Origin of the sequence: Paraburkholderia pallida (assembly GCF_004524855.1) — a bacterium.
GTDB classification, from domain to species: domain Bacteria; phylum Pseudomonadota; class Gammaproteobacteria; order Burkholderiales; family Burkholderiaceae; genus Paraburkholderia; species Paraburkholderia oxyphila.
Window position 1 is genome coordinate 1971966 of the sequence record NZ_CP038149.1, and the last position, 25020, is coordinate 1996985.

17 protein-coding genes are annotated in these 25020 nt (G+C 67.3%); 9 read left to right on the forward strand and 8 right to left on the reverse strand.

Going from position 1 to position 25020, the window contains the following annotated elements; all coding sequences use genetic code 11:
* Positions 1-299: 299 nt before the first annotated feature.
* Positions 300-638, forward strand: coding sequence for a hypothetical protein (locus tag E1956_RS23980; RefSeq protein ID WP_134753529.1), 339 nt, complete (start codon positions 300-302; stop codon positions 636-638).
* 340 nt (positions 639-978) lie between these two features.
* Here the strand turns inward: E1956_RS23980 and E1956_RS23985 are convergent, their stop codons facing one another.
* Positions 979-1581, reverse strand: a complete 603-nt coding sequence (locus E1956_RS23985) for a response regulator transcription factor (protein ID WP_028222556.1) — start codon at positions 1579-1581, stop codon at positions 979-981.
* Between the two features lie 178 nt (positions 1582-1759).
* Between E1956_RS23985 and E1956_RS23990 the strand changes: the two genes are divergently transcribed.
* From E1956_RS23990 to E1956_RS24015, 6 genes are all read left to right on the forward strand, one after another.
* Positions 1760-2542, forward strand: a complete 783-nt coding sequence (locus E1956_RS23990) for a TetR/AcrR family transcriptional regulator (protein ID WP_232071581.1) — start codon at positions 1760-1762, stop codon at positions 2540-2542.
* A complete protein-coding gene (locus E1956_RS23995) occupies positions 2539-3591 on the forward strand; it encodes an HlyD family secretion protein (RefSeq protein ID WP_134753531.1) in 1053 nt (350 codons plus the stop codon). Before E1956_RS23990 ends, E1956_RS23995 begins: the two co-directional genes overlap by 4 nt.
* A gap of 29 nt (positions 3592-3620) precedes the next feature.
* Positions 3621-4595 (forward strand): ABC transporter ATP-binding protein, encoded by a 975-nt coding sequence (locus tag E1956_RS24000; protein WP_134754820.1) that lies wholly within the window; start codon positions 3621-3623, stop codon positions 4593-4595.
* A complete protein-coding gene (locus E1956_RS24005; protein ID WP_197732862.1) occupies positions 4595-5740 on the forward strand; it encodes an ABC transporter permease in 1146 nt (381 codons plus the stop codon). The genes E1956_RS24000 and E1956_RS24005 overlap by 1 nt, the downstream gene beginning before the upstream one ends.
* 10 nt (positions 5741-5750) lie before the next feature.
* Positions 5751-7280, forward strand: a complete 1530-nt coding sequence (locus E1956_RS24010) for an efflux transporter outer membrane subunit (protein ID WP_134753533.1) — start codon at positions 5751-5753, stop codon at positions 7278-7280.
* Between the two features lie 251 nt (positions 7281-7531).
* Positions 7532-9031, forward strand: a complete 1500-nt coding sequence (locus E1956_RS24015) for an amidase (RefSeq protein WP_134753535.1) — start codon at positions 7532-7534, stop codon at positions 9029-9031.
* A gap of 104 nt (positions 9032-9135) precedes the next feature.
* Here E1956_RS24015 and E1956_RS24020 read toward each other — a convergent pair whose 3' ends face one another.
* The 4 genes from E1956_RS24020 to E1956_RS24035 all read right to left on the reverse strand — a co-directional run bounded on the left by E1956_RS24020 (position 9136) and on the right by E1956_RS24035 (position 13610).
* Positions 9136-9975 carry an ABC transporter permease gene (locus tag E1956_RS24020; RefSeq protein WP_134753537.1) on the reverse strand — a complete coding sequence of 280 codons (840 nt, stop codon included), beginning with the start codon at positions 9973-9975 and terminating at the stop codon, positions 9136-9138.
* 15 nt (positions 9976-9990) lie between these two features.
* Positions 9991-11277: an ABC transporter permease gene (locus E1956_RS24025; RefSeq protein WP_167760099.1), complete on the reverse strand. Its 1287-nt coding sequence runs from the start codon at positions 11275-11277 to the stop codon at positions 9991-9993.
* 126 nt (positions 11278-11403) lie between these two features.
* Positions 11404-12447, reverse strand: coding sequence for an ABC transporter substrate-binding protein (locus E1956_RS24030; RefSeq protein ID WP_134753539.1), 1044 nt, complete (start codon positions 12445-12447; stop codon positions 11404-11406).
* 50 nt (positions 12448-12497) lie between these two features.
* Positions 12498-13610: an ABC transporter ATP-binding protein gene (locus tag E1956_RS24035; protein ID WP_134753541.1), complete on the reverse strand. Its 1113-nt coding sequence runs from the start codon at positions 13608-13610 to the stop codon at positions 12498-12500.
* Positions 13611-13754: 144 nt separating this feature from the next.
* On the opposite strand from E1956_RS24035, the gene pdxR reads away from it, so the two are divergent.
* Positions 13755-15302, forward strand: a complete 1548-nt coding sequence (gene pdxR / locus E1956_RS24040; RefSeq protein ID WP_134753543.1) for a MocR-like pyridoxine biosynthesis transcription factor PdxR — start codon at positions 13755-13757, stop codon at positions 15300-15302.
* A 42-nt stretch (positions 15303-15344) separates the two neighbouring features.
* On the opposite strand, the gene E1956_RS24045 is transcribed toward pdxR, so the two are convergent.
* Both E1956_RS24045 and E1956_RS24050 read right to left on the reverse strand, forming a co-directional pair.
* Positions 15345-19145, reverse strand: a complete 3801-nt coding sequence (locus E1956_RS24045; RefSeq protein WP_134753545.1) for a DUF748 domain-containing protein — start codon at positions 19143-19145, stop codon at positions 15345-15347.
* Positions 19146-19514: 369 nt separating this feature from the next.
* Complete coding sequence (locus tag E1956_RS24050) at positions 19515-20930, reverse strand: DUF1254 domain-containing protein (RefSeq protein WP_134753547.1); 1416 nt, start codon at positions 20928-20930, stop codon at positions 19515-19517.
* 284 nt (positions 20931-21214) lie between these two features.
* On the opposite strand from E1956_RS24050, the gene E1956_RS24055 reads away from it, so the two are divergent.
* Positions 21215-23887 carry a heavy metal translocating P-type ATPase gene (locus E1956_RS24055; RefSeq protein ID WP_134753549.1) on the forward strand — a complete coding sequence of 891 codons (2673 nt, stop codon included), beginning with the start codon at positions 21215-21217 and terminating at the stop codon, positions 23885-23887.
* Between the two features lie 145 nt (positions 23888-24032).
* Here E1956_RS24055 and E1956_RS24060 read toward each other — a convergent pair whose 3' ends face one another.
* On the reverse strand, positions 24033-24974 hold the full coding sequence (locus E1956_RS24060) for a peptidylprolyl isomerase (protein WP_134753551.1): 942 nt from the start codon (positions 24972-24974) through the stop codon (positions 24033-24035).
* Positions 24975-25020 lie beyond the last annotated feature (46 nt).

The window sequence follows — 25020 nt, forward strand, 5'->3', positions numbered from 1 at the left end:
AAATGAAAGATTAAACCGAGTCAGCGGGCGGTCCTGCGTGACCGCCGGCCCGCTAATGTTACGGCTTCTGACAACCCGACCCTTTAAATTTCATTGGAAATATTCAGAAAGCCCGCGTAATCCGTTATGCATCAAGGACCCACTGTTAAATGCATAATTTTCGGCCAGAGTCTGGCTCGAAATGAACAATTACAAGTGCTCACGTATTCATTGCCTTGCTCTCGCTAAGCTAGGTCTCGTGGTCGGACGCAACGCAACGCAATGCGCTACGACGACGAACCCGAAGAGGAGGAACGAATATGAATACGAAGAGCTGGAAGACCCCCGCACGCGCACTTGCCGCTGCGCTGCTCGCAGGCGGCGCGCTGATGGGTGCCTCGAGCGCCTTCGCCCAGTCTGCGCCGTTCGCACTGCGCGCCGACTCGGCGCCGCAATACGGCGAAGCGCACATGGTCCCCGTGGACGTGCAACTGTCGATCGGCTGGCACGACAACCGTTACTGGGACGGCCACCGCTATTGGGAACATGACGAGTGGATGCACCATCATCCGCACGATCCGGGCCCCCCGGGCTGGCACGGCGACCGTCATGACACGCGTTACGACGACCATCGTCCGCCGCCCCCGCCCCACTACTGATCGACGCGGGACCACGCCGCCGCCCATCGCGGCGGCTCAGCCGAGGCCGCTTTCCCCTGCAGGGAAAACGGCCTCGCTGTATTTTCGGCCGATTGATTCGACATCCGAATCAAAGTGCAATTAAATGGATGCCTGGAAAGCCCGCCATGGGTCTCGATCGAGAGCCATCGGATGCCCTGGAAACGCGCCGAAAGCGAGCCGACAGTAATGCGGCGTAATGCGGGCGCGTTGCCTCGCGCGCCGCGGGGAGGTAACGTTAGGGTGCGTTTCGTTCCCCGGAGCGCACGGTGTATTCTCATTGCCCCGGCCGGTTGCGGCTGGGGCTTTTTTCGCCCCGGTTTCAGTCGATGAGCTTGTTGAGCGTCGCGAACTCGATGAGTGCCGCCAGCGACGAAACACCGAGCTTGTCGAGCACACGCGTCTTGTAAGTGCTGACCGTCTTGTCGGAGAGCCCGAGCCGCGCCGCCACGCCCTTGTTGCTCATGCCGCGCGCGAGATATTGCAGCACTTCCACCTCGCGCGGGGAGAGCCCGTTGAGCGCCACGTCGCGGCCGCCGCCGCAGCTGCCCGCCGGGAAGCAGTCGTAACCGAGCAGCACCGCCTTCACCACGCCGCACAGCTCTTCCACGCCGCGGCTCTTGCTTACGTAGCCGTTTGCGCCCGCGATGCGGGTGTGATTCGCCATGACCTGCTCCGGCTTCGCCGAGAGCACGAGGATGCGCGTGGCGGATTGCCTCGCGCGGATGCCGCGAATGACCGAGAGGCCGTCCAGCTTCGGTAATTCGAGATCCAGAATAACGAGATCGGGCTGTAATTCGTGCACGACGCGCAGGCCCTCTTCGCCGTCGCTGCATTCGCCCACCAGTTCGTACTCCGTATGCAGGACGTTGGCGAGCATCTTGAGGACGATGGGATGATCATCGATTACCACGATGCGCTTCATTTTTTGTTCCATTGTAAAGGGCGTGATCCGATGTGCCTCGCGGCACGAGAATGACAGCCTGAATGACCCCCTTACCTTTGTGTATAGGAAAGTTCTGAAACGATCCCGTCCGGTTGACGAGGGTTAACCCGTTTCGCATAAATTTGGGCCTAACTAACGCGTGAATTAGACTGGATCAATGAATGCACGCCGCGTCACTGCTGCACCGCCGCCCCCACCCGCCGCGATCGGGACCCACAAGCCGCGCGGGCGTCGCCGTGCCGACGCCGATCTCGACATGCGCGAGCGGCTGCTGGCCTGCGCGACCCAACTGTTCGCCGAGCAGGGCATCGCCGCCACGACCATGGCGCAGATCGCCGCCGCCGCGGGCGTGACGTCGGCTATGGTCCACTACTACTTCATCAATCGCGAGAGATTGCTGGACGCCGTCGTCGAGGAACGCATCGCGCGCGCCATCGCCTATGTGTGGGCCAGCGCGGACAGCGAAGCCGCCGCCGACCCGCATGCGCTCGTGCAGGAGCTCATCGCGCGGCTCTTCGAAGTCACCGGGCAGTTGCCGTGGCTGCCGCCGCTATGGCTGCGCGAAATCGTCAACGAAGGCGGCCTGCTGCGCGAGCGCATGCTCAAACGCCTGCCCATCGAGCAATTGCAACGATTCGTTGTCCATATCGGCGATGCACAGCGCGAGGGCACGGTCAATCCCGATCTGGAAGCGCCACTGCTGTTCATGTCGATCCTCGCGCTCGTCATGCTGCCGCTCGCCACCTCGAAACTCTGGCAGAACACGCGCGGCCTGCCGAAGATCGAACGCGACGCGCTGCGCCGCCATGTCACCGCTCTGCTCGCCGGCGCCATGCGGGTGCCGACGCCCCCGGCGGGCGTTACGCGCGACGCCACGCCTGCGGCGGTGAGCATGCCGGTGCGAGCGCGCAAGCGTCCCGCCCGCGGGAGCGCATCATGAGCGGGCGAATCAAACGTGTGTGTCAATCGCGCCGGACTCCTGATCATCCGCGTGACGACACCTTGCCGGAGCGCGCCTTCGCGCTCACGTTCGGCCCCGCAGCGGTGTCCGCGCTCATCGGCATCGTTAGCCTCGCCGCGCTCAGCGCGTGCTCGCGCCAGCAACCGGCCGTCTGGCAAGGCTATGTCGAAGGCGAATACGTCTACCTGGCCTCCTCGCAATCCGGCACGCTCGCCGAGCTCGACGTCCAGCGCGGTCAGACGGTCGCCGCCTCGGCCCCCGTCTTCGCGCTCGAATCCGTCGACGAGACCGCCGCGCGCGACGAAGCGAGCCACCGTCTCATCGCCGCGCAGGCGCAGCTCGCCGACCTGCAGACCGGCAAGCGCCCGCCCGAGGTCCGCGTGACCGAAGCGCAGCTGGCGCAGGCCGAGGCCACCGCGCGCAAGACGGCGCTCCAGCTCACGCGCGACGAAGCGCAGCTGCGCGCGGGCGGCATCGCGCAGGCGCAGCTCGACGACTCGCGCGCGCAGGCCGCATCGAGCGCCGCGCAGGTGCGCGAGCTGCAGAATCAGGTGCGTGTCGCGAATCTGCCGGGGCGCGTGGCGCAGATCGCCGCCCAGGCCGCCGAAGTCGACGCGGCGCAGGCGACGCTCGCCCAGGCGCGATGGAAGCTCGATCAGAAACGCGTGGCCGCGCCGGCCACGGGGCTTGTCTACGACACGCTGTATCGCGTGGGCGAATGGGTCCAGGCGGGCAGCCCGGTCGTGCAGATGCTGCCGCCGCAGAACGTCAAGCTGCGCTTTTTCGTGCCCGAGACCGTCGTGGGATCGCTCGCGCCGGGGCGCAAGATACTCGTGCACTGCGACGGCTGCGCCGCGGACGTGCCCGCCACCATCACCTGGGTCTCGAACGCCGCCGAATACACGCCGCCCGTCATCTACAGCAACGAGCAACGCGCGAAGCTCGTCTTCATGATCGAGGCGCACCCGGCCACGCAGGACGCCACGAAGCTTCATCCAGGCCAGCCGGTGGAGGTGCGGCTGCAATGAGCGCAACGGGCGCCAATATGAGCAACGACATGGGCAACGGCGCGGGCAACCACAGCACCCCGCCGCACGACGGGCCGCGCTACGCCATCGACGTGCACAATCTCAACAAGCATTTCGGCGACAAGCACGTGGTCAACGACGTCTCGCTGCAAGTCGCGCCCGGCGAGATCTTCGGCTTTCTCGGGCCGAACGGCAGCGGCAAGACCACCTCGATCCGCCTCATGTGCGGCCTGCTCACGCCCGATTCGGGCTCGGGCACCTGTCTTGGCTACGACATCGTGCGCGAGAGCGCGCAGATCAAGCGGAGCGTGGGCTACATGACGCAGCGCTTTTCGTACTGGGACGATCTCACGATCCGCGAGAATCTCGACTTCGTCGCGCGCATCTACCGCATGCCGAAACGGCGCGAATGCGTCGATCGCGCGCTCGAATCGCTCGGCCTCGCGAGCCGCGCGAACCAGCTCACGGGTGCGCTCTCGGGTGGATGGAAGCAGCGTCTCGCGCTCGCCGCCTGCATGCTGCACGAGCCGCGGTTGCTGCTGCTCGACGAGCCCACGGCGGGCGTCGATCCCAACGCGCGACGCGACTTCTGGGAGGAGCTGCACCGGCTCGCGGCGCGCGGCATCTCCGTGCTCGTGAGCACGCACTATATGGACGAGGCCGAGCGCTGCCACAAGCTCGCCTATATCGCTTACGGCAAGCTGCTCGCGCAGGGCACCGCCGCCGAAGTAATCGCCTCGCAAGACCTCCAAACATGGGCGATCCACGGCGAGCAGCTCACCGCGCTTTCGACGCAACTGCGCACCCTGCCGGGCGTCGATCAAACCGTGGTGTTCGGCACCGTGCTGCACGCGAGCGGGCGCGATCATGCAGCGCTCGCGGCTGCGGTCGATCGCGCTGTCTCCGGCACATCGTTGCGCGCGCAACGTATAGACACGGGCCTGGAGGATGTCTTCATCTACCTGATGAGCCACACCCGCGACAACTACGGAGGCGCCGCCTGATGTTCAAGCTGAAGCTCGCGTTCTCCGTGTCGCGCTGGTGGAGCATCGTGCTCAAGGAGTTCTTGCAGCTCAAGCGCGACCGCGTGACGTTCGCGATGATCGTCGGCTTGCCGATCATCCAGCTCACGCTGTTCGGCTACGCGATCAACACCGATCCGAAGCACCTGCCCACGGCCATCGTCGTGAGCAACGACAGCCCCTTCTCGCGCAGCTTCGTGGCCGGCATGAAGAATTCGGACTATTTCGACGTGGTCGAAACGCTGCCCGACGAAGCCTCGGCGCGGCATGCGCTCGCACGCGGCAGCGTCCAGTTCGTGCTCAGCATTCCCGTCGATTTCTCGCGGCGCCTGCTGCGTGGCGAACGGCCTTCGCTGCTCGTCGAGGCGGACGCGACGGACCCCACCGCCATCACCACGGCGCTTGCCGCGCTGCCGGGCCTCATCGCCCCCGCGGCCGCGAAGGACCTGACCGGGCCGCTCGCACATCTGAACGGCGCACCCGCCGCCTTCGACGTGCAGGTCCACCGCCTCTACAACCCTGAAGGCATCACGCAGTACAACGTCGTGCCGGGCCTCATGGGCGTGATCCTCACGCTGACGATGGTGATGATGACGGGCCTCGCGATCACGCGCGAACGCGAACGGGGCACGATGGAAAACCTGCTCGCCATGCCCGTGCTGCCCATCGAGGTCATGACCGGCAAGATCGTGCCCTATGTGGCGATCGGCCTCGTGCAGGCGACCATCATCGTGCTCGCCGCGCGCTTCGTGTTCGATGTGCCGTTCGCGGGCAGCCTCGTGGCGCTCTATCTCTCGGCGCTGCTGTTCATCGCCGCGAATCTCACCGTGGGCATCACGCTCTCCTCGCTCGCGCAGAACCAGTTGCAGGCCATGCAGCTCGCCGTGTTCTATTTCCTGCCGAACCTGCTGCTCTCGGGCTTCATGTTTCCGTTCGCGGGCATGCCGGTCTGGGCGCAACGGATCGGCGACCTGCTACCGCTCACCTACTTCAACCGGCTCGTGCGCGGCGTCCTGCTCAAGGGCAATGGCTGGGCCGATCTGTGGCCTTCCGTGTGGCCACTCGCCGTCTTTGCGGCGGTCGTGATGGCGATCGCGGTGCGCTTCTACCGGCGCACGCTGGATTAGGGCCGCGATCATGAAACGCGATGCACCGCCGCCCGTGCCCTTCGTCTCCGCCACTTTGCGCGCGCCACTGCGGGCCTTCGCGCCTGTGCTGTTGCTAACCACGGCGCTCGCGGGCTGCACCGTCGGCCCGGACTTCCATGCGCCGGCCGCGCCGCCGGGGTCAAGCTACACGCGCGCGCCGCTGCCAGATGCCACCGCCTCGGCACCGGGGTCGGCCGGCACCGCGCAGACCTTCGCGGCGGCCACACAGGCGCCACGCGCGTGGTGGAAGCAGTTCGGCAACGCGGCGCTCGACGCGCTCGTGGACGAAGCGCTCCGTGCCAGCCCGACGCTCGATTCCGCGCGTGCGAAGCTCGTCGAGGCGCGCGAGAACTACAACGCGCAGGCAGGCGCGAAGCTCTTCCCTTCCGTCGACCTGACGCTCTCCGGCACGCGCGAGAAGGTCGATCTGGCCGCATTCGGCATCACCCAGGTGCAGAATCCGGCGCCGTTCACGCTTTACGACGCATCGGTTAGCGTCTCGTATGTGTTCGACCTGTTCGGCGCCAATCGGCGCGCACTCGAGGCCACGCTCGCGCAAGTCGATTATCAGGAATACGAACTGGAAGCGGCGCGGCTCACGGTGGCGGGCAATGTGGTTGCAACGGCAATCCGCCGTGCGGCGCTGAAGAGCGAGATCGACCTCACGCAACGATTGATCGACGCGCAGACGCAACAGCTCTCGATCATGGAGGCACGGCTCAAGGCCGGCGGCGTCGCGCGGCTCGACGTGCATAGCCAGCGCACGCTGCTCGCGCAAACACGCGCCACGCTGCCGCCGCTCACCACCCAGCTCGCGCAGACCGACCACCAGCTCGCGATCCTGCTGGGTGTGGAGCCCTCCAGCACGGCCTTCGCCGTGCAACTCGATTCGCTCACGCTCGATGCGCTGCCGCTGCCTGATACGCTCGCGCTCACGCTGCCCTCCACGCTCGCGCGCGAGCGGCCCGACATTCGCGCGGCCGAGGCGCTGCTGCATCAGGCGAGCGCGAACGTCGGCGTGGCAACGGCCAACCTCTTTCCGCAGATTTCGATTTCGGCGGGCGTGGGCTCGGAGCGCACGCATATCGAAGACGTGGTCAGCGGCCTGAACATCTGGAACGTGGGCCTCGGGCTCACGCAGCCGCTCTTTCACGGCGGCGAGTTGCGCGCGAAGCGGCGCGCGTCGCAGGCCGCCTATGACGCCGCGTTCGCGGACTACAAACAGACCGTGCTGCAAGCGCTCCAGCAGGTCGCCGACACGCTGCACGCCTTGCAGGACGATGCGCTGGAATTGCAGACCCGCGACGACGCCGCGCGCGAAGCGCAAGCCAGCGCAGCAATCGCACAGGATCGCTACGCGGCGGGCGGCGTCAGCGAATTCGATCTGATCGACGCGCAACGCCAGGCGCTGCAAAGCGCCCTCGACCGCACGCGCGCGCAGGCCACGCGGCTCACGGACACGGCGGCGCTCTATCAGGCGCTGGGCGGCGCGGCGTTGCCCGACGAAGCGGCACGCTAGCGAGCCGCACTTGCGTAGTGGGGTGGCCGCGACCCGGTTCCTCCTGATGACCAATCGCGGCATTACAAATAGCCAACATCACACGAGCCACCCGCGCGCCGACTCCCATCAATGCGCAACAAGCGCCCGCGCCAGGCGGCAACCATTGATTCACGCGGCAACTGGCCGTTTGCTTTCGCTTGCACGCGCGCTGCGCGACAATGAAGCTCCCCCCTGCTCCATCCGCAATCATCCGTCCACGAGAGTCACGCATGAATCAGGCATCACGTTCCCCCGCCCAGGCTGCGCAACAGGGCACGCAAGCGCCCACGCCCAACGAGATCGTCGCGGCCAACGCGCTCGAGCTTTCGCAATGGATCCGGCTTCGCAAGGTCTCCTGCCGCGAAGTGATGAGCGCCTTCCTCGACCACATCGAGCGCGTGAACACGCCGGCCAACGCCATCGTCTCATTGCGCGAGCGCGCTGCGCTGCTGGCCGAGGCCGGCGAACGCGACGCCCAGCTCGCGCGCGGGGAATACCTGGGCTGGCTGCACGGCATCCCGCAGGCGCCCAAGGACCTCACTGCGACGGCGGGCATCCCCTCCACGCAATGCTCGCCGATCTTCCGCGACGAAGTGCCGAAAGCCGATGCGCTCGTGGCCGCGCGCATGCGCGCGCAAGGCGCCATCTTCATCGGCAAAACGAATTCGCCGGAATTCGGCCTGGGCTCGCACACCTACAACCCGGTGTTCGGCACCACGCTCAACGCTTACGACCCCACGCGCAGCGCAGGCGGCAGCAGCGGCGGCACGGCCGTGGCACTCGCGCTGCGCATGCTGCCGGTGGCGGACGGCAGCGACATGATGGGGTCGCTGCGCAATCCGGCGGGCTGGAACAACATCTTCGGCTTCCGGCCTTCGCAGGGGCGTGTGCCTTCGGTGCCCGCCGTCGACGCGTTCTACAACCAGCTCGGCTGTGCCGGACCGATGGGCCGCAGCGTGCCCGACGTGGCCATGCTGCTCTCCACGCAAGCGGGCTACGACGCGCGCGCACCGCTCTCCATCGCCGAAGATCCGGCGCAGTTCACAGGTCCGCTCGCGCGCGATTTCAGCGGCGCACGCATTGGCTGGCTCGGCAATTACGACGGCTATCTGCCGATGGAAGACGGCGTGCTCGCGCTCTGCGAGACGGCGCTCAAGGACTTCGAAACCATCGGCGGCAAGGTCGAGGCCGCGCGGCCCGACTATCCGATGGATAAGCTCTGGGACTGCTGGCGCACGCTGCGCCACTTCTCGGTGGCAGGCACGCTGGGCGCGCTCTATCGCGATCCTGCAAAGCGCGCGCTGCTCAAGCCCGAGGCGCAATGGGAAGTGGAAGGCGGACTGAAGCTCTCGGGCGAGGACGTGTGGAACGCAACGGTCGCGCGCACGCAGTGGTACAACGCGCTGCTCGCGCTGTTCGAGCACTACGACTATCTCGTGCTGCCGAGCGCGCAGATCTTCCCGTTCGATGCAAAGGAGCACTGGCCGAAGTCCGTCGCGGGCCGCACGATGGATACCTATCACCGCTGGATGGAAGTGGTGATCGGCGGCACGCTCGCGGGCCTGCCCGTGATGTGCGTGCCGGCGGGCTTCAATGCGCAAGGGCTGCCGATGGGCCTGCAGGTGATCGGCAAGCCGCACGCCGATCTCTCCGTGCTGCAGTTGGGGCATGCCTACGATCAGGCCACGCAGTGGGTGAAGCGGCGCTTGCCCGCAGTGCTCGCCACGTGATGGGCTGCGCGAGCGGATGAGCGCCACATAGGCGGCACGCGAAGCAAATGCAGCGCCTGAGCCGTTCACGAGGGTAAAGCGGCGCGCATGCGCCGCTTTACGTTTCAGGCCTTCACCGCGCGCGCCGCATTCCTGCCGCGCAGCCATTCGAGCGCGAGCAGCAGGCAGGTGGAGAACACGATCAGGATCGTGGCGAGCGCAGCGATCGTCGGGCTGATGTTCTCGCGGATACCCGTGAACATCTGGCGCGGCAGCGTCGTCTGGTCGGCGCCCGCGAGGAACAGCGTCACCACCACCTCGTCGAACGAGGTCGCGAACGCAAACAGCGCGCCCGAAATCACGCCGGGCGCAATCACGGGCAACGTAATGCGGAAGAACGTCGAAACCGGATTCGCGCCGAGCGAGAGACTCGCGCGCACGAGGTTGTAGTTGAAGCCCTGCAGCGTGGCCGACACCGTGGTCACCACGAAAGGCACACCCAACGCCGCGTGCGCGAGGATCAGGCCCAGATAGGTGTTGGCAAGCCCGAGCGGGGCGAAGAACAGATACATGCCCACGCCCACCACGACTACGGGCACGATCATCGGCGAAATGAGCACCGCCATGAGCAGCGCCTTGCCGCGGAAATCGGCCTTCGTGATGCCGATGGCCGCGAGCGTGCCAAGCACCGTCGCCACGAGCGTGGCCGCCGGCCCGACGATGAAGCTGTTCTTCGCGGCCATGCGCCACTCGTCGGACATCACGAGGTTCTGATACCAGCGCAGCGACCAGCCCGGAATCGGGTAGACGAGGAACGTGCTCGACGAAAACGAGAGCGGCACGATCGCCAGCACCGGCAGGACCAGATAGAGCAGCGTGAGCACGGCGAGGCCGCGCAGCACGAAATACCAGATGCGTTCGATACCCGAGGTATGCGGCGCAAAAAGCGGCTTGGCGAATTTCATGTGCAATGCCTCCGTTTAGCCGAGGCTCAGTTGGGTGCGCGTGAAGCGCCCGTAGACGAAGTACAGCACGGTGGTCGCCGCGAGCAGCAGCGCGCCGAGCGAGCACGCCATGCCCCAGTTGATCGACACGTTCGTGAAGTACGCCACGTAGTAGCTCACCATCTGGTCGGCGGGGCCGCCCAGCAGCGCGGGCGTGATGTAGTAGCCGATCGAGAGGATGAAGACGAGCAGCACGCCCGCGCCGATGCCCGGATAGGTCTGCGGCACGTACACGCGCCAGAAGGCCGCGAACGGATGACTGCCGAGCGAGACGGCCGCGCGCTGGTAGGTGGGCGGGATCGACTTCATCACGCTGTAGAGCGGCAGCACCATGAACGGCAGCAGGATGTGCGTCATGGAGATGTAGACGCCCACGCGGTTGAACAGCAGCGCAAGCGGCGAGGAGATGATGCCGGTGCCGATCAGCGCCTTGTTGAGCAATCCTTCGCTCTGCAAAATGACGATCCATGCGGCCACGCGCACGAGAATCGAGGTCCAGAACGGGATCAGCACGAGGATCATGACGAGATTGGCGCGGCGCTCCGGGAGCGTCGAAATCCAGTACGCGAGCGGATAGCCGAGCGCGAGCGCGAACAGCGTGACGACTACGCTGATCACGAACGTGCGGCCGAACACGGCGAGATAGATCTGCTGGTCGGGATCGGCGGGGATGATGCTGCCGAAGGCGTCCTGCCTGTGATCTAGCGAGGCGAGCAGATAGAACGGCGAGTAGCGGCCGCTGTTCTTCGCGATGGCCTGCCAGTACGTCACATCGTTCCACCGGTCGTCGAGCTCGACGATTTTGGCGCGCGTTTGCGCGGGCGTGAGCTTGAGCGGATGGCCGTCGTCGGCGGCGAGCGGCATCGCGCGCGCGGTCTTGGCCACGAGCGAACGATAGCCCGCGATCTCCACGTTCAGGCGGCGTGCGAGCGCGCCCATGGCGTCGCCGTCCTGCACCGCGGTGAGATCCTGCGCGAGCGCGGCAAAGGCCGCATCGGGCGGCGCGCTCTTGCGGTCCCAGTTGCTCAGCGCCGCAACGGTATGCGGCAGCGCGGTCGCCACCTCGGGATTCTGCACGGCGCGCGTGAGCAGCGCCGCGATCGGCACGACGAAGATCAGCAGCAGAAAGATCGCCAGCGGCGCGATCAGCAAGAGCGCCATCGTGCGCTTCTTTGCCTGTGCAAGCCGCAGCTCGCGCTTCAGGCACGCGCCCGAATCGCCTGCGGCGTCGGCTGCGTGTGTCGTAGTCGTCGTTGTTGTCAATTCGGTCTCCTGCAAACCTCCGAACCGCGCGCGCCACGCCCGATGCGCGGCGCGCGCGGCCCTCCTCCATTCACACGCGAGCGGGTATCGAACGATGCGCGCCCGCGTGGCTGATGCTGCACGCCCTTACTTCGCCGCCCACGAGCCGAAGCGCTGCTCCAGCTCGTCGCTGTGGTCGGTCCAGAACGTGAGGTTCTCCTGGATCGCGTTCTTGCCGTTCTTCGGCGAGTTCGGCAGGTTCTCGAGCGTCTTCTCGTCGAGCGCCTTGATCGCCGCTTCGTTCACCGGGCCATAGGCAATATGCTTCGCGTAGTCCTGCTGCGGCTTCGACGAGAGCGTGTACGCGATGTACTGGAGGGCCTGCGCCTTGTTCGGCGAGCCCTTCGGAATCGCCCAGTAGTCGAGGTCGTAGATGCTGCCATTCCACACGACCTTGAGGTTCTTGCCCTCGCGCTGCGCGGCGTCGATGCGGCCGTTATAGGCCGTCGACATGACCACGTCGCCCGCCACGAGGAACTGCGGCGGCTGCGCGCCCGCTTCCCACCACTGGATGCTCGGCTTCAGCTCGTCGAGCCTCTTGAATGCGCGGTCCTGGCCCGCCTTCGTCGCGAGCACCTTGTAGACGTCCTGCGGCGCAACCCCATCGGCCATCAGCGCGAATTCGAGGTTGTAGCGCGCACCCTTGCGCATGCCGCGCTTGCCCGGGAATTTCTTCGTGTCCCAGAAGTCGGCCCAGCTCGCGGGTGCGGTCTTCAGCTTGTCGGCGTTATAGGCCAGTGCCGTCGACCACACGAAAAAACCCGCGCCGCAGGGCTGCTGCGCCGCCTTAAGGAAGTCGGCCTTGTTGCCGAGCTTCGACCAGTCGAGCTTCTCGTAGAGGCCTTCGTCGCAGCCGCGCGCGATGTCGCCGGTCTCCACTTCGACCACGTCCCAGTTCACGTGCTTCGCCTCGACCATGGCCTTGACCTTGGCCTGCTCGCCGTTGTATTCGACGACCGTGACTTTCGTGCCGGTCTGCGACTGGAACGGCTCGTTGAAGGCCGCCTTCTGCGCGTCGCCGTTCGCGCCGCCGAAATTCACGACCGTCAGTTCCGCGGCGTGCGCCACGCCACACGAGAGTGCGAGCGCGGCCGCGACCGCCGCAACGCGCAAGTTGCCGATCTGCTTCATGGTGTAGTCCCCTTCTCCTTGGTGGTTTGTTTTCGCACTGGTTCAGGGCGTCATGCGAAGACGCGCAGATGCTCCGGCGCAAACTCGAGCGCAACCGGCTGGCCGGGCGCGAAGGCTGCGAGCGCCTCGGTGCCGAGCGGCACCTTCACGAAGCACTCGTCCTGATGAGGCAGACCGCAGCGCATGCGCACGTGGTCGCCGAAATAGATGAGGCCGCGCGCCTCGCCCGCCAGCGCGTTCGCGCCGCTGCCCGCCCGCGTCTGGGCACCGTTGGCGCCGTGGGCGGCGAGCTTCATGCGCTCGGGCCGGATGCAGGCGATGGCATCGGCGCCCGCCTGCGCGCCCGCCACGTTGCGGCCTTTCAGGCGCGTGCCGTCGGCGAGATGGATCTCGCAGAATTCGCCGTCGACGGCCGCAATCTTGCCGCGCAGCCGGTTGCTGTCGCCGATGAAGTTCGCCACGAACTCGTTGCACGGCGATTCGTAGAGGCGGTCCACGCTGTCGAGCTGCTGCACGATGCCCTTGTCGAACACCGCCACGCGGTCCGACATCGTGAGCGCCTCGCCCTGGTCGTGCGTGACGTAGACGAACGTGACGCCGAGCTTCTCGTGCAGCGACTTCAGTTCGTACTGCATATGTTCACGCAGTTGCTTGTCGAGTGCGCCGAGCGGCTCGTCCATGAGCACGAGCTTGGGCTGGAACACGAGCGCGCGGGCCAGAGCGATGCGCTGCTGCTGGCCGCCCGAGAGCTGTGCGGGATAGCGCTTGGCGAAGCCCTCCATACGCACCATCTTGAGCGCGTCATTGACACGCGCGGCACGTTCGGCCGCCGGCACCTTGCGCACGCCGAGCGGATACGCCACGTTCTGCTCGACCGTCATGTGCGGAAAGAGCGCGTAGTTCTGAAACACCATGCCGATGTCGCGCTTGTGCGGCGGCACGTTGTTGAGCAGCTTGCCTTCGAGGCGGATCTCGCCGCCGGTGGGGAATTCGAAGCCCGCCAGCATCATCAGGCAGGTGGTCTTGCCGGAGCCGGACGGCCCGAGCAGCGTCAGGAACTCGCCCTGATAAATGTCCAGATCAAGCTGCTTCACCACCAGCGTCTCGCCGTCGTACGTCTTGCGCACGCCGCGAAAGCTGACGATCACCTCTGAGGTCTTCATCGCCCTTGTCTCCTTGCAGTCCAACCAGATCCGGCACCATTAATTTATTCTGACGTAAAGCTTATCCGGACCTGACGTGCGGATTACTATAGACGTTCACGGCTCTATCTCATGGAGCCATTTCATTAATTCCGATGGAACCACTTGGCGATGGTCATCCTGTCAGACTGGCTTGCTGCGCAACTCGACAAAACCTCGGTGGAACCGGCCTACCGCCAGTTGCTGCAGCTCATGCAGCAGGCCATCCTGACCGGCCAGCTCGCGCCCGGCACGAAGCTGCCCAGCTCGCGCCTGCTCGCGGGAGACCTCGGCATCGCGCGCAATACGGTGCTGCACGTCTACGACCAGTTGGGCGCCGAAGGCTACGTCCTCTCGACCACCGGCAGCGGCACCTACGTCGCGGACACGCGCCCCGACTCGGCCGCCGTGAGCCCGCGCCCGGACGCCGCGACGCGCGCCGTGCCCGGTCCCAGCCCGCGCGGCGACATGTCGGTGCGCGGGCAGCGTCTCATCGACGAAGCCGGCGTCTCCGCAAGGCAATGGGGCGCGTTCATGCCCGGCGTGCCCGACGTGGCCGAGTTTCCCGCGCGCACGTGGAGCCGCCTGCAGTCGCGGCTCTGGAAGTCGGTGAGCCCCGACCTGCTCACGTACGCGCCGGGCGGCGGGTATCGGCCTTTGCGGCGCGCGCTCTCCGACTATTTGCGCGTGGCGCGCTCCGTGCGCTGCACGCCCGACCAGATCATCATCACAACCGGCATCCATCAGTCGATCGATCTCGCGGTGCGCCTGCTCGCCGACACCGGCGACCGCGCATGGGTGGAGGAGCCCTGCTACTGGGGCGCGCGCAGCGTGCTGCAGGCCTCGGGCATCAAGCTCGCGCCCATTCCTGTGGACGACGAAGGTCTCGATCCGCGCGAATTGGACCTGCGCCATCCGCCGCGCATCGCGCTCGTCACGCCTTCGCATCAGTACCCGCTCGGCATGGTGATGAGCCTCGCGAGACGCCGCACGCTGCTCGAATACGCGCGCCAGCACAAGGTGTGGATCATCGAGGACGACTACGACAGCGAGTTCCGCTACGGCAGCCGCCCGCTCGCCTCGCTGCAGGGACTCGACGATTCAGGCCAGGTGATCTACGTGGGGAGCCTCGGCAAGCTGCTGTTTCCGGGCTTGCGCGTGGGCTATATGGTGGTGCCGGAGCGGCTCGTGGGCGCGTTCCGCACGGGCGTGGCCGAGCTCTATCGCGAAGGCCAGCTCATGCAGCAGGCCGTGCTCGCCGAGTTCATCATGGACGGCTGTCTCACCACGCATGTGCGCCGCATGCGCACGCTCTACGGCGAGCGGCGCCAATTGCTGATCGACGCCGTGACGCGGCATTTCGGCGACGCGCTGCCGGTCATGGGCGACGAGGCCGGGCTGCACTTCGTGCTGGGCCTGCCCGAGCACTGCGACGACCGCGTGGTGACCGCGGCCTCGTACGACGCGGGCGTGATCGTGCGGCCGCTGGCTTCCTATTACTTCGGCAAGCGGCAACGCCAGGGATTGCTAACGGGTTATGCGTGCGTGCCGCACGAGGCAATTGGCCCCGCGTTCGCCACGCTCGCGCGCGTGATCGAAACGCATGCGTTTGGCACGCGGAGGACCGCTGGAACCGTTGGAACCGCGAGTACGCCGCGCGAACGCGTGGCGTGACAGACAGGAGCATGCGAGGCCACCCCGCATGCTCACGACCCGCTATTTAAGCCCGAAGTCGACGCGCGTCGTCGCGCCTTTATCGTCGATGCCCTTCGCGTCGAGCTTGGGCGCCACCACGAACACGCGGCTCGGGTCGACCTTGCCTTCGAAGTACTGCTGCACGGCCTGCGCGCGCCGCTGCGCGAGATCGCGCAGCGTGGCGTCGTCCACGGGTGCGTGCTCGGCGAGCGCCTGCTTCATGTCGTCGTCGGGCAGCGTCTTCGTCAAGCCGACCATATTGCGCGGCTTCTTGAAGTCCGCATCCTTATAGGCCTTCGTCAGATATTTGTCGTATTCCTTCTGATCGACCTGCACCTGGGAAGTATCCACGCTCTCGCCGTTGCCGACCGTAGCCTTGACCTTTTGCAGGCGCACGAGACGGTCCACGTACGCCTCGCGCAGCGCGGGCGTGTCCACGGCCGGATCGACGCGTCCGATCAGGTCGATCTTGATCGACGGCTTGTCGTCGAGCGCCTTCGCGATGGTGTCGAGCTTCTTGTTGTCGGCGTCGGTGAGCGTGGCCGTGCCCGGCGCGAATTCCACGTAGCCTAGCTCCTCGCCACCGCCGCCGAATGCGTTCGCGAGCAGCGAGAACGGCGCAGTCACGGCCTTCGCGATCAGGTTGAGCACCGCCTTCCAGATCAGGCCGCCCAGGCTGAACTCGGGGTTCGAGAGCGAGCCCGACACCGGAATGTTCACGTCGATCTCGCCGCGCCGGTTCTTGAGCAGCGAAATCGCGAGACGCACGGGCAGCTTCGTCGCCGTGTCGTTCTCGACGTGATCGCCGAACGTGAGCTGGTCGATGAAAATATGGTTGTTCGCCGAGAGCTGGTCGTTCGCGAGCTGGTAGTGCAAGTCGACGTTGAGCTTGCCCTTCGTGATCGGATAGCCCGCATATTTCGCCGAGTACGGGGTGAGATTCGTGAGCTCGATATCGTGCGCGCTCGCCGTGATGTCGAGCGCGGGCTTGTCGATCAGCGGATTCACGTTGCCCTTGATCGTGATGGGCCCGTTCGCCGCGAGCTTCGCTGAAACGTCGACGGGCGCGGGCGTGGTCGACTCGGTGCCGAACGCGCCCACCGTGCCCTGGATCTGCACGAGATCGGCGCTGTAGTTCGGCTTGATGAAGTTGTCGGTGTAGGTCACGCGGCCGCCCTGCAGCACGAGCTGGCCGAAGTGCAGGCGCACCGGGCGCTTGGGCGGCTGCGCGGCGGTCACCGTCGCCGGAACCGAAGCCGGAGCGGGCGCCGAGGCCGTCTGCACCGGCGCGCTCGCCGCTTGCGGCGTGAGCGGCACTGGCTCGTGGCCGCTCGTGTCGCGCGTGAGCGACTGCGCTTGCCCGCTCTGGTGCGCCACCACGTCCTTGAGATTGAGCTTGCCTTGTGCGTCGAGCAGCACGCGCCCATAGAAGCCAGCGAAGGTCACGCGGCTCGCGTCCACGTCGGTGCCGCGCGCGTCGTCGTAGCTCGCCTTCAGGTTGGAGAGCGCCAGCGAGCGCCACCCCGCGAACGGGTCGGACGTCGCCTTGTCGAGCATGCGCACATCCACGAGCGCCGCGTCGCCGCGATAGTTCGCCTTGAGCGCCTTGCCCTGCTCGAGCGCGAGCTGCCCCTTCATGTTGAGCAGCGCACTCGCGATCACCGCGTTCAGCTCGCTGCCGAAGTACGGCTCGAACGCGGCGGCATCGAGCCGGTTCGCGTCGATCTTCAGCTGCGCCTTCAGCGGCGTGGGGTTCACGTCGCCATTGAGCGCGAGCGTGCCTTTCTTGTTGACGGTGGCCTTCAGGTCGATCGGCAGCGCGTGTTTCATGTCGTCGCTGATCTGCTGGACCTTCAGGTCGAGCGGCGCAACGGCGAGCTTGACCGGGCGCGGCGTGGAGCTGTCCGTGAAGTTGACCGAGCCGCCGCTCACGCTCACGGAGTCGATCTTGTAGTGCCACGCCGGGCCGTCCTTCACCGACTTCTGCGCCGCGTGGATGGCCGTGCGTTCCGGCGCGGCCTCATGGACGCCCGCGAGCTGCATGAGGTCGATCTTGCCGTCCTTCGTGCGCTCGACGTTGATGGCGAGACCATTCGCGTCCACCGCGGCGATCTGCGCCGTGCGCGCCGCGAGATCGACCTGGGTCACCTGCACCGTGCCCTTCGCGAGCGCCACGGCCGTCGTCTTCGAGCCGCGTGCCGCGAGCTTGAGCCCATCGAGATTCAGCGTGCTCGCGCCCACCTGCACGGCGGCCGGCTGCTGCGCCCAGTCCGCCTTGATGGCCGAGTCGAGGCTCAGCTTGCCGTCCTGAATCTGCGCGGCCGTCAGGTTGTCGAGATACGGCTGCAGCTGCGGCAGCTTCACGGCATTCACGGCGATCTTTGCGTCGGCGCTCTTCGCGGCGAGGCCGAACGTGCCCGAGGCCTGCACCGTGCCGCCGTCCTGCGAGGTCAGCGAGACGTTATAGGCGGCGGGCGCCTTGGCCACTGTCGAGAAGTTAGCAAGCGTCGTGGCGATGTTGCTGAGGTCCAGCTCCACCGGTCGCGACGCCGCTTCGTCGTGCACGTGGACCGTGCCATCCGTGATCGCGAACTGGCGGATCGAGAGGTCGAGCGGCGGCGCCTTCTGCGCTTCTGCGGGCGCGGCCTGCGCGCCCGAAGCCGCGGGCGGAACAGCCGTGGCGGCGCTCGCGGCGCCTTTTTGCTCGCCGTTTTCCTTTGCGCTGGACGCCTGCGCCTCGGCCTTCGCCGCCGGCGCGCCGACCAGCTTCTCGACGCTCAGCACGCCCGCCTTGTCGCGCGCGATCCAGGCCGTGGGCGCGTCGATACGGATCGCGTCGAAGCGATAAATGTTGCTGAACGGCTCGAGCGAAGCCGCCGCCACATGCAGGCCGCGCGCGCCGAACAGCGGCGCGTTGGCGTTGTCGGTGGCATCGACGTCGTTGAGGTCGGTCGTCCCCGAAACGCGCAGCGTGGGCTTCTCGCCCGACATCACAAAGTCGAGCTTGAGGTTGGTCGAGAGCTTGCCGCTCTTGAGTGCGACCGGCAGCTTGGTGGGCGCATAGGTGAGCAGCTTCGGCACGTCGAGATCGGTGAGGCGCAGCTCGATCTCCGATTCGCGCGACGCGGCGAACGGCTTGGTCTTGCCGTCGATGGCGAGCGTGCTGGCGCCGTCGATGCGCGCGCGCAGCATCGGCTCGACGAAGATATCGGTCTTCGAAGCCAGCGTGGCGATGAACGGAATGCCGAGCGACCAGCGGTCGATCACGTGCTTTTCGTTGAGCAGGCGGTCGTCGAAGGTGATCTGGCCGTTCTCGATCTGGATGTTCGAGACCGAGAACTGCGCGGGCTGCTTGCTCGGTGTCTCGGAAGGCTTCGCGAACTTCTCGATGAGGTCCGTGAAGTTGAAGCGCTGCGCATCGAGCCGCACGATGGTCGCGCGCGGCGAGTCGAGCCGCACTTCATCGACGATGGGCGCCGCGCGGAAGATCGACGACCACGACGGCTGCACGACGAGCTTCTCGACATCGAAGAAGTCACCCTGGCCGCCGCGCTCGCCGATATGCACGCGGTCCGCCTCGAGCCGCAGCGTGTAGGGATTGAGGCCGATGCGCGCGATCGTGACGGGGCGGTCGAGCAGCTTGCTCAACTGCTGTTCGGCAACGTGGCGGATGAGCGGCGGCGCGGCGAAAAAGCCGAACAGTCCGAACACCACGAGGAAGATCGCGATGCCCGTGAAGATGCGCCGTGTGCGGGGGGCGCGCGCGACGGCGCGCACCGATTGCAAGGAAGTAGTCAGCGATGTTTTGTTGAGGCTTGCCATGCTTGACGGCCAGTGACGCGGAGAGCAGTTCGCCGCGGTAGTGAAACGAGTTGGCTCTATTCGACTGAAGATGAGCCCGACAGCCCGAAGTATAGGTCCGATGCGCACTTGCGCGGCTGTAATGCGTCGGGTGGCGCGGGTGGTGCGTCGGCGTGCGGGGGCGCCGCGAAGGCGCGCAGAAGGTGCGGAGGAGGATGGCCGCGAAGTGATGAGCAAAGCGGGTGAGCAATGCGCCGTGCAGCAGCGGACTCGATATGACCAGCGCATGACGTCATTACGCCCGCGCTATGCAAAAAGAAAAACGGAGCGTCCTGGACGCTCCGCCGCTTTACCGTTTCGGCAGGGCGACCTTGCCGCCCCACGCGCGTATCACTGCCGCTCGACCGCCGGCGGCTGCCACGTGCCGTCCGTGGCCTGGGGCTTCGGCGCATACATGCGCAGCACGAGGCGGAAGTCGCCCTTCGGCACCGGCACCCAGTTGGCGCCGCCGCGCGGCCGCTCCGCGCTCACCTGCACGTCGAGCGAGCCGTCGCGGTTACGCCGCGCGCCGTTGCGGTCACCGAAGGCGACGCGCACGGGCGCGTCGTCGTCGAGCGCGCCGTCGGGCGTGTAGGCCGTGATCGACCAGAAGCCGCGCACCGGCGGGAGCTGCTTCGCGCTGAAATGAATCACGTAGCGGTTCGCGCCGTTCAGCGTGTGGCCGTCGCTGTCCTGGGCCACGCGCGCACGCGCTTCGTCGCGGCTGGTGGGCAGGCCCGGCGAAGCATAGGCCGCGTAGCCGCGCAATGCGTAGTCGGCGCCGTAGTTGCCGGCATCGTCGCCCACCCAGAGCCAGCCGTTGCCGGCCAGCAGGTTCGAAGGCGGCGTGGCCACGCGCGCGCGGCCGTCGGCCAGGCCCGCGTTCACGACGGCGGCATCCTTCGCGCCGGTCGGCAGCTGCGCCGGATCGCCGGGCTGCACGCCGATGTCGCCGAGAATCTTGAGTGCGTGCGCGTCGTCGGGCTCCGGCGCGTTGTCTTCCAGCGCGAGCGCGAGGCGGTCGAAGAAGCCCTTGGCGTCGAGCGCGGCGATCTGCGCGGCCGGCGCGCCCGTCGCGACCGGGTCGCCGGCGAGGCTCGCGCCCGTTTGCGGGTCCGCCTGCGCAACGCGCTGGCCGCGCGCATCCCAGGCGGAAAGCGGCGCCACGCGGATGCCGCGCTGCAGACGGCGCGCGCTAGCGAGATCGCCGCCGCCGCGCGTCTCGATGCGCGCGAGGAACCAGACGTAGCGCGTGCTCACCTCGACGCGCTGTGCGCGCGCGGGCAGCGTGCCCTTCCAGCCGACCGGCACGAACGCAATCGTTTGCGATTTCAGGCCGCTTACGCGCTGGTTGCCTTTCGCGGCCGTCGACCAGACGACGTTGGTCCACATGTCGAGCGCGCGCGCATCCATATAGCGGCCATGCGAGTCGGGCAGCGCGACGAGCACCGGTTCGCGGCTCACGTCGAGCCAGCCGGACGAGCCGAGCGTGTCGAGATTGGGCTCGCGCGGGCTCGAGGCGCCGACGGGCGGCAGCGACTGCGCGTGGCGCAGCGTGTTCGGCGCGGCCTGGCCGGGCGCGCTGCCGGTGGCGGCCTCGCGCGAGATGTCCATCAGCACGAGCGGATAGCCGAACACATAGGAATCGGACACTTCGTCCTTGACCCAGCCGTTGCTCCTGGGCGCAACGCCTTCGGGCGTCGATGCGCAGCCGGCAATAAGGGCGACACCTGCGAGTGCGGCGCAGGCGCGGAAATAAGGAATCATTCGGCGTTTTGTTGTCATTTGTTGATTATGTGCGAAGCGGGCGGTCCATGAGTTGACGTCGACCGGCCTCCGACACCGCGCGCCGGCCCCCCCGGGCCGTGGTCCAATCCGCGCAGCATGGTGCCAATGCCGCCGGGTGGTATCGTATCGCCGGCGTCAGCCCCTGAAAAGTCTGCTGTACATAGTTCTCCGTTGCGTCGGGCATCGGCCCTTGACCTTCCCATGATGGGAACGTAGATACTGCGTAACGTCGAATAGTTATCTCGCGCTTGCGCGTCATCATCATGAACGATCCCCTCGTTGCCGAAACTGCCGAGCGCGCCGGACGCCGCGTGGCGGAGCTCGAAATCCGTGGCATGACCTGCGCCTCGTGCGCCATGCGTGTCGAGAAGGCGCTCGCTAAAGTGCCGGGCGTGACGCGCGCTTCGGTCAATCTCGCCACGGAAAAAGCCACCGTCGAGGCCCGCGCCGAAGCCGGCGGCGATGCAGCGAAAGCGCTCACCGTGCAGCTCGTGGCTGCCGTCGAGAAGGCGGGCTACGAGGCCGAACCCATCGTGGACGCCGGCGCCGAGGCATCCGCCGACGTGAATGCCGATGCAGGCCCTTCGGCCGCCGCCCAGACCGCGAGCTTCGCCATTGGCGGCATGACCTGCGCGGCCTGCGCGAACCGTGTCGAGAAAGTCCTCGCGCGCGTGCCGGGCGTGGCCAGCGCCACCGTCAACCTCGCCACCGAAAACGCCGCGGTGCGGCTCGAAGCGCCCGTCGATGACGCCATGCGCGAGCGCCTCGTTGCGGCCGTGCAGAAGGCCGGCTATGAGGCCACGCCGCTCATCGAGGATGCGCATGCCGCCGCAACGACCGGCGCAAGCGATGCAACCGTTGCAACCAGCGCGGCGCACACGGGCGCAACGGGCGCCGCCCCGTCGCGCGCCGCCGCCGCGCAGGAGGCCGCACGCCGCGAGTTGCGCGCCGTGCTGGCGGCCGCCGTGCTCACCACGCCGCTCGTCGTGCCGATGTTCGGCCACTGGCTCGGCTTGCACTGGATGCTGCCGGCCGCGGCCCAGCTCGTGCTCGCCTCGATCGTCCAGTTCGGCTTCGGCGCGCGCTTCTATCGCGCCGCCTGGAAGGCCGTGCGCGCGGGCGCCGGCAACATGGACCTGCTGGTCGCGCTCGGCACCTCGGCGGCATGGGGCGTGAGCGTCTACGCGATGCTCGCGCATCCCGGCGACGCCGCGCATCTGTACTTCGAAGCCTCGGCGGTCGTCATCACGCTGGTGCGCTTCGGCAAGTGGCTCGAAGCGCGCGCGAAGCGCCAGACCACGGACGCGATCCGCGCGCTCAACGCGCTGCGCCCCGAGCGCGCGCGCATCCGCGAAAACGGCACGGAGCGCGAGGTGCCGCTCGCGCAGGTGCGCGTGGGCGCCGTCGTGGTGGTGCGGCCGGGCGAGCGCGTGCCCACCGATGGCGTGGTGCTCGAAGGCCGCAGCCACATCGACGAATCGCTCATCACCGGCGAAAGCCTGCCCGTGCCGAAGGCCCCCGACGACGCCGTCACCGCTGGCTCCATCAACGGCGAAGGGCTCGTGGCCGTGCGCACGACTGCCATCGGCGCGGAAACGACGCTCGCGCGCATCATCCGCCTCGTGGAAAGCGCCCAGGCCGAGAAGGCGCCGATCCAGCGTCTCGTCGACCGCGTGAGCGCCGTGTTCGTGCCCGCGATTCTCGTGATCGCGGCCATCACGCTGGGCGGCTGGCTGCTCGCGGGCGCGAGCGCCGAAACCGCGATCCTCAACGCGGTGGCCGTGCTCGTGATTGCCTGCCCGTGCGCGCTCGGCCTCGCCACCCCCGCCGCCATCATGGCCGGCACCGGCGTGGCCGCGCGCCACGGCGTGCTGATCAAGGACGCGGAAGCGCTGGAAACGGCGCACGACGTGAGCATCGTGGCCTTCGACAAGACCGGCACGCTGACGCTCGGCCAGCCCTCGCTCACGGCGTTCGAAACGGCCGGCGGCAGCGCGCGCGCCGACGCGCTGTTGCTCGCCGCCGCCGTGCAGCAGCACAGCGACCATCCGCTCGCGAAGGCCGTGGTGAAGGCGTTCGGAGACCAGCACTCAGGCGTGGCCGCTGTGGCGCTGCCCGCCGCCGCGCATGCGCGCGCGGTGCCCGGACGCGGCGTGCAGGCCGAAGTGAACGGCCGGCCTCTCGCGATCGGCAGCGCGCACTGGGTCGCGGAACTCGGTCTCGCCGTGCCGCCCGCGCTCGCGGCGCGCGCACAGGCGCTCGAAGCCGAAGGCAATACGGTGTCCTGGCTGATGGGCGCATCCAGTGGCGCAGCCGGCCACGCAGCGGCTAAAAGCACGCACGGCGCGCAGCCCGATTCGACGCACGAGGTGCTCGCGCTGCTCGCCTTCGGCGACACGGTGAAGCCCACCGCGCGCGAAGCCGTGGCGCGCCTGAAGGCGATGGGCATCCGCAGCGTGCTCGTGACCGGCGACAACGCGGGCAGCGCGCGCGCCGTGGCGGCGCAGCTCGGCATCGACGAGATTCATGCGCAAGTGCTGCCCGACGACAAGGCGCGCACGATCCGCGACCTGAAGATCCGCACGGGCGCCGTGGTCGCGATGGCCGGCGACGGCATCAACGACGCGCCCGCGCTGGCTGCCGCCGACATCGGCATCGCCATGGCCACGGGCACCGACGTGGCCATGCATGCGGCCGGCATCACGCTCATGCGCGGCGACCCCGCGCTCGTGGCCGCCGCCATCGACATCTCGCGGCGCACATGGCGCAAGATCCAGCAGAACCTGTTCTGGGCGTTCGTCTACAACCTGATCGGGGTTCCGCTCGCGGCCTTCGGGCTCCTGAACCCCATGCTCGCGGGCGCCGCCATGGCGTTTTCGAGTGTCAGCGTGGTGACCAACGCGCTCTTGTTGCGCACCTGGCGCGAGCGCCGTTAAGCCGGCCACTGTCGCGGCCACACGCTGGTGGACGCACCATGAAAAAAGCCGGACGGCACATGACGCGCCGTCCGGCTTTTTTCATTGGCTCGCGGGCCGCGCTGTTATGCCAGCACGAACCCGCCAGCCAGCGCTAGCGAATCGGTTATTGCACGATGGTCGCGCTCTGCACGAGCGACTTAACAAGCTTGGCCGCGCCTGCATCCATCGATTCCGCAATGATCTGGCGGCGAATCTGATCCTTCACGTCGCTATACGCCTCCACTTTCATCGGACGCTTGTCTTCGAGCCTGACGACCACCCAGGCCTGGCCCGACTGCACCGGTTGCGGCGCCACGCCGCCCACGGGCAACTGCGCGAGCATCCGCGCAACGTCCACCGGCACGCCGCGCGTCTTGCCCGCGACCACCGGCGTCTTGAAGCTCACCCACGGCATTTCGCCGCCGTTGTCCTTCGAGGGCACGATGCTGTACTTGCGCGCGAGCGCATCGAACGGCTGGCCGGCCCTGGCCTGTGCAATCACGTCCTTCGCCACTGCCTGGTCGGCGAGCACGACGAACTGCGGCTTGTACTCGTATTTGCCGAGCTCGGTGTTCACGCTGTTATAGCGCGCCCGGATCTGGCGCTCGGTCGGCTCGGGCGCGTGCACGTTGTCTTGCAGCCACGACTGGATCTCGACGTCCACCTTCTGGTCTTCGGCCGCCTGAGCCACCTCGGGGCGCTGGTCGTAATGCGCGCGCACCGCCTGCTGACGGAGGACTTCGCGGATGATCAACTGCTGCTTGAGCGCCGCGCGCAACTGCGGCGTATCGACGTCGCTGCCGCGGCTCACCGCCGTGCGCACCGCGTCTTCCATCGCGGACTGCGGAATCTGCACGCCGTTGACCACGGCCACCGCCCCGGCGGGCAAGCCCTGGGAAGCAGCGGGCGAGGCCTGGGGCGCGACGGGCAAGCCTTCGGAGGCAGCGGGCAAGGCCTGGGACGCGGCGGCGGGGAGATCCTGGGCGTGCGCGAGCGCAGGCAGCGCTGCGTTCAACACAACCGAAACAATAGCGCTCGCACACAGCGTGCGGATCAGGGGGGACATGCGGGACATCTCGATTCACTCCAATGGGTCAGGCCGGCTGGCCCGC

Bases quoted from the DNA above. Each gene is read 5' to 3' on its own strand.
- E1956_RS23990 (WP_232071581.1), top strand. From the start codon at position 1,760: ATGAATGCACGCCGCGTCACTGCTGCACCGCCGCCCCCACCCGCCGCG.
- E1956_RS24055 (WP_134753549.1), top strand. From the start codon at position 21,215: ATGAACGATCCCCTCGTTGCCGAAACTGCCGAGCGCGCCGGACGCCGC.
- E1956_RS24005 (WP_197732862.1), top strand. From the start codon at position 4,595: ATGTTCAAGCTGAAGCTCGCGTTCTCCGTGTCGCGCTGGTGGAGCATC.
- E1956_RS24020 (WP_134753537.1), bottom strand. From the start codon at position 9,975: ATGAAATTCGCCAAGCCGCTTTTTGCGCCGCATACCTCGGGTATCGAA.
- E1956_RS24035 (WP_134753541.1), bottom strand. From the start codon at position 13,610: ATGAAGACCTCAGAGGTGATCGTCAGCTTTCGCGGCGTGCGCAAGACG.
- E1956_RS24015 (WP_134753535.1), top strand. From the start codon at position 7,532: ATGAATCAGGCATCACGTTCCCCCGCCCAGGCTGCGCAACAGGGCACG.
- E1956_RS24000 (WP_134754820.1), top strand. From the start codon at position 3,621: ATGGGCAACGGCGCGGGCAACCACAGCACCCCGCCGCACGACGGGCCG.
- E1956_RS24045 (WP_134753545.1), bottom strand. From the start codon at position 19,145: ATGGCAAGCCTCAACAAAACATCGCTGACTACTTCCTTGCAATCGGTG.
- E1956_RS24050 (WP_134753547.1), bottom strand. From the start codon at position 20,930: ATGATTCCTTATTTCCGCGCCTGCGCCGCACTCGCAGGTGTCGCCCTT.
- E1956_RS23980 (WP_134753529.1), top strand. From the start codon at position 300: ATGAATACGAAGAGCTGGAAGACCCCCGCACGCGCACTTGCCGCTGCG.
- E1956_RS23985 (WP_028222556.1), bottom strand. From the start codon at position 1,581: ATGAAGCGCATCGTGGTAATCGATGATCATCCCATCGTCCTCAAGATG.
- E1956_RS23995 (WP_134753531.1), top strand. From the start codon at position 2,539: ATGAGCGGGCGAATCAAACGTGTGTGTCAATCGCGCCGGACTCCTGAT.
- E1956_RS24030 (WP_134753539.1), bottom strand. From the start codon at position 12,447: ATGAAGCAGATCGGCAACTTGCGCGTTGCGGCGGTCGCGGCCGCGCTC.
- E1956_RS24060 (WP_134753551.1), bottom strand. From the start codon at position 24,974: ATGTCCCCCCTGATCCGCACGCTGTGTGCGAGCGCTATTGTTTCGGTT.
- E1956_RS24010 (WP_134753533.1), top strand. From the start codon at position 5,751: ATGAAACGCGATGCACCGCCGCCCGTGCCCTTCGTCTCCGCCACTTTG.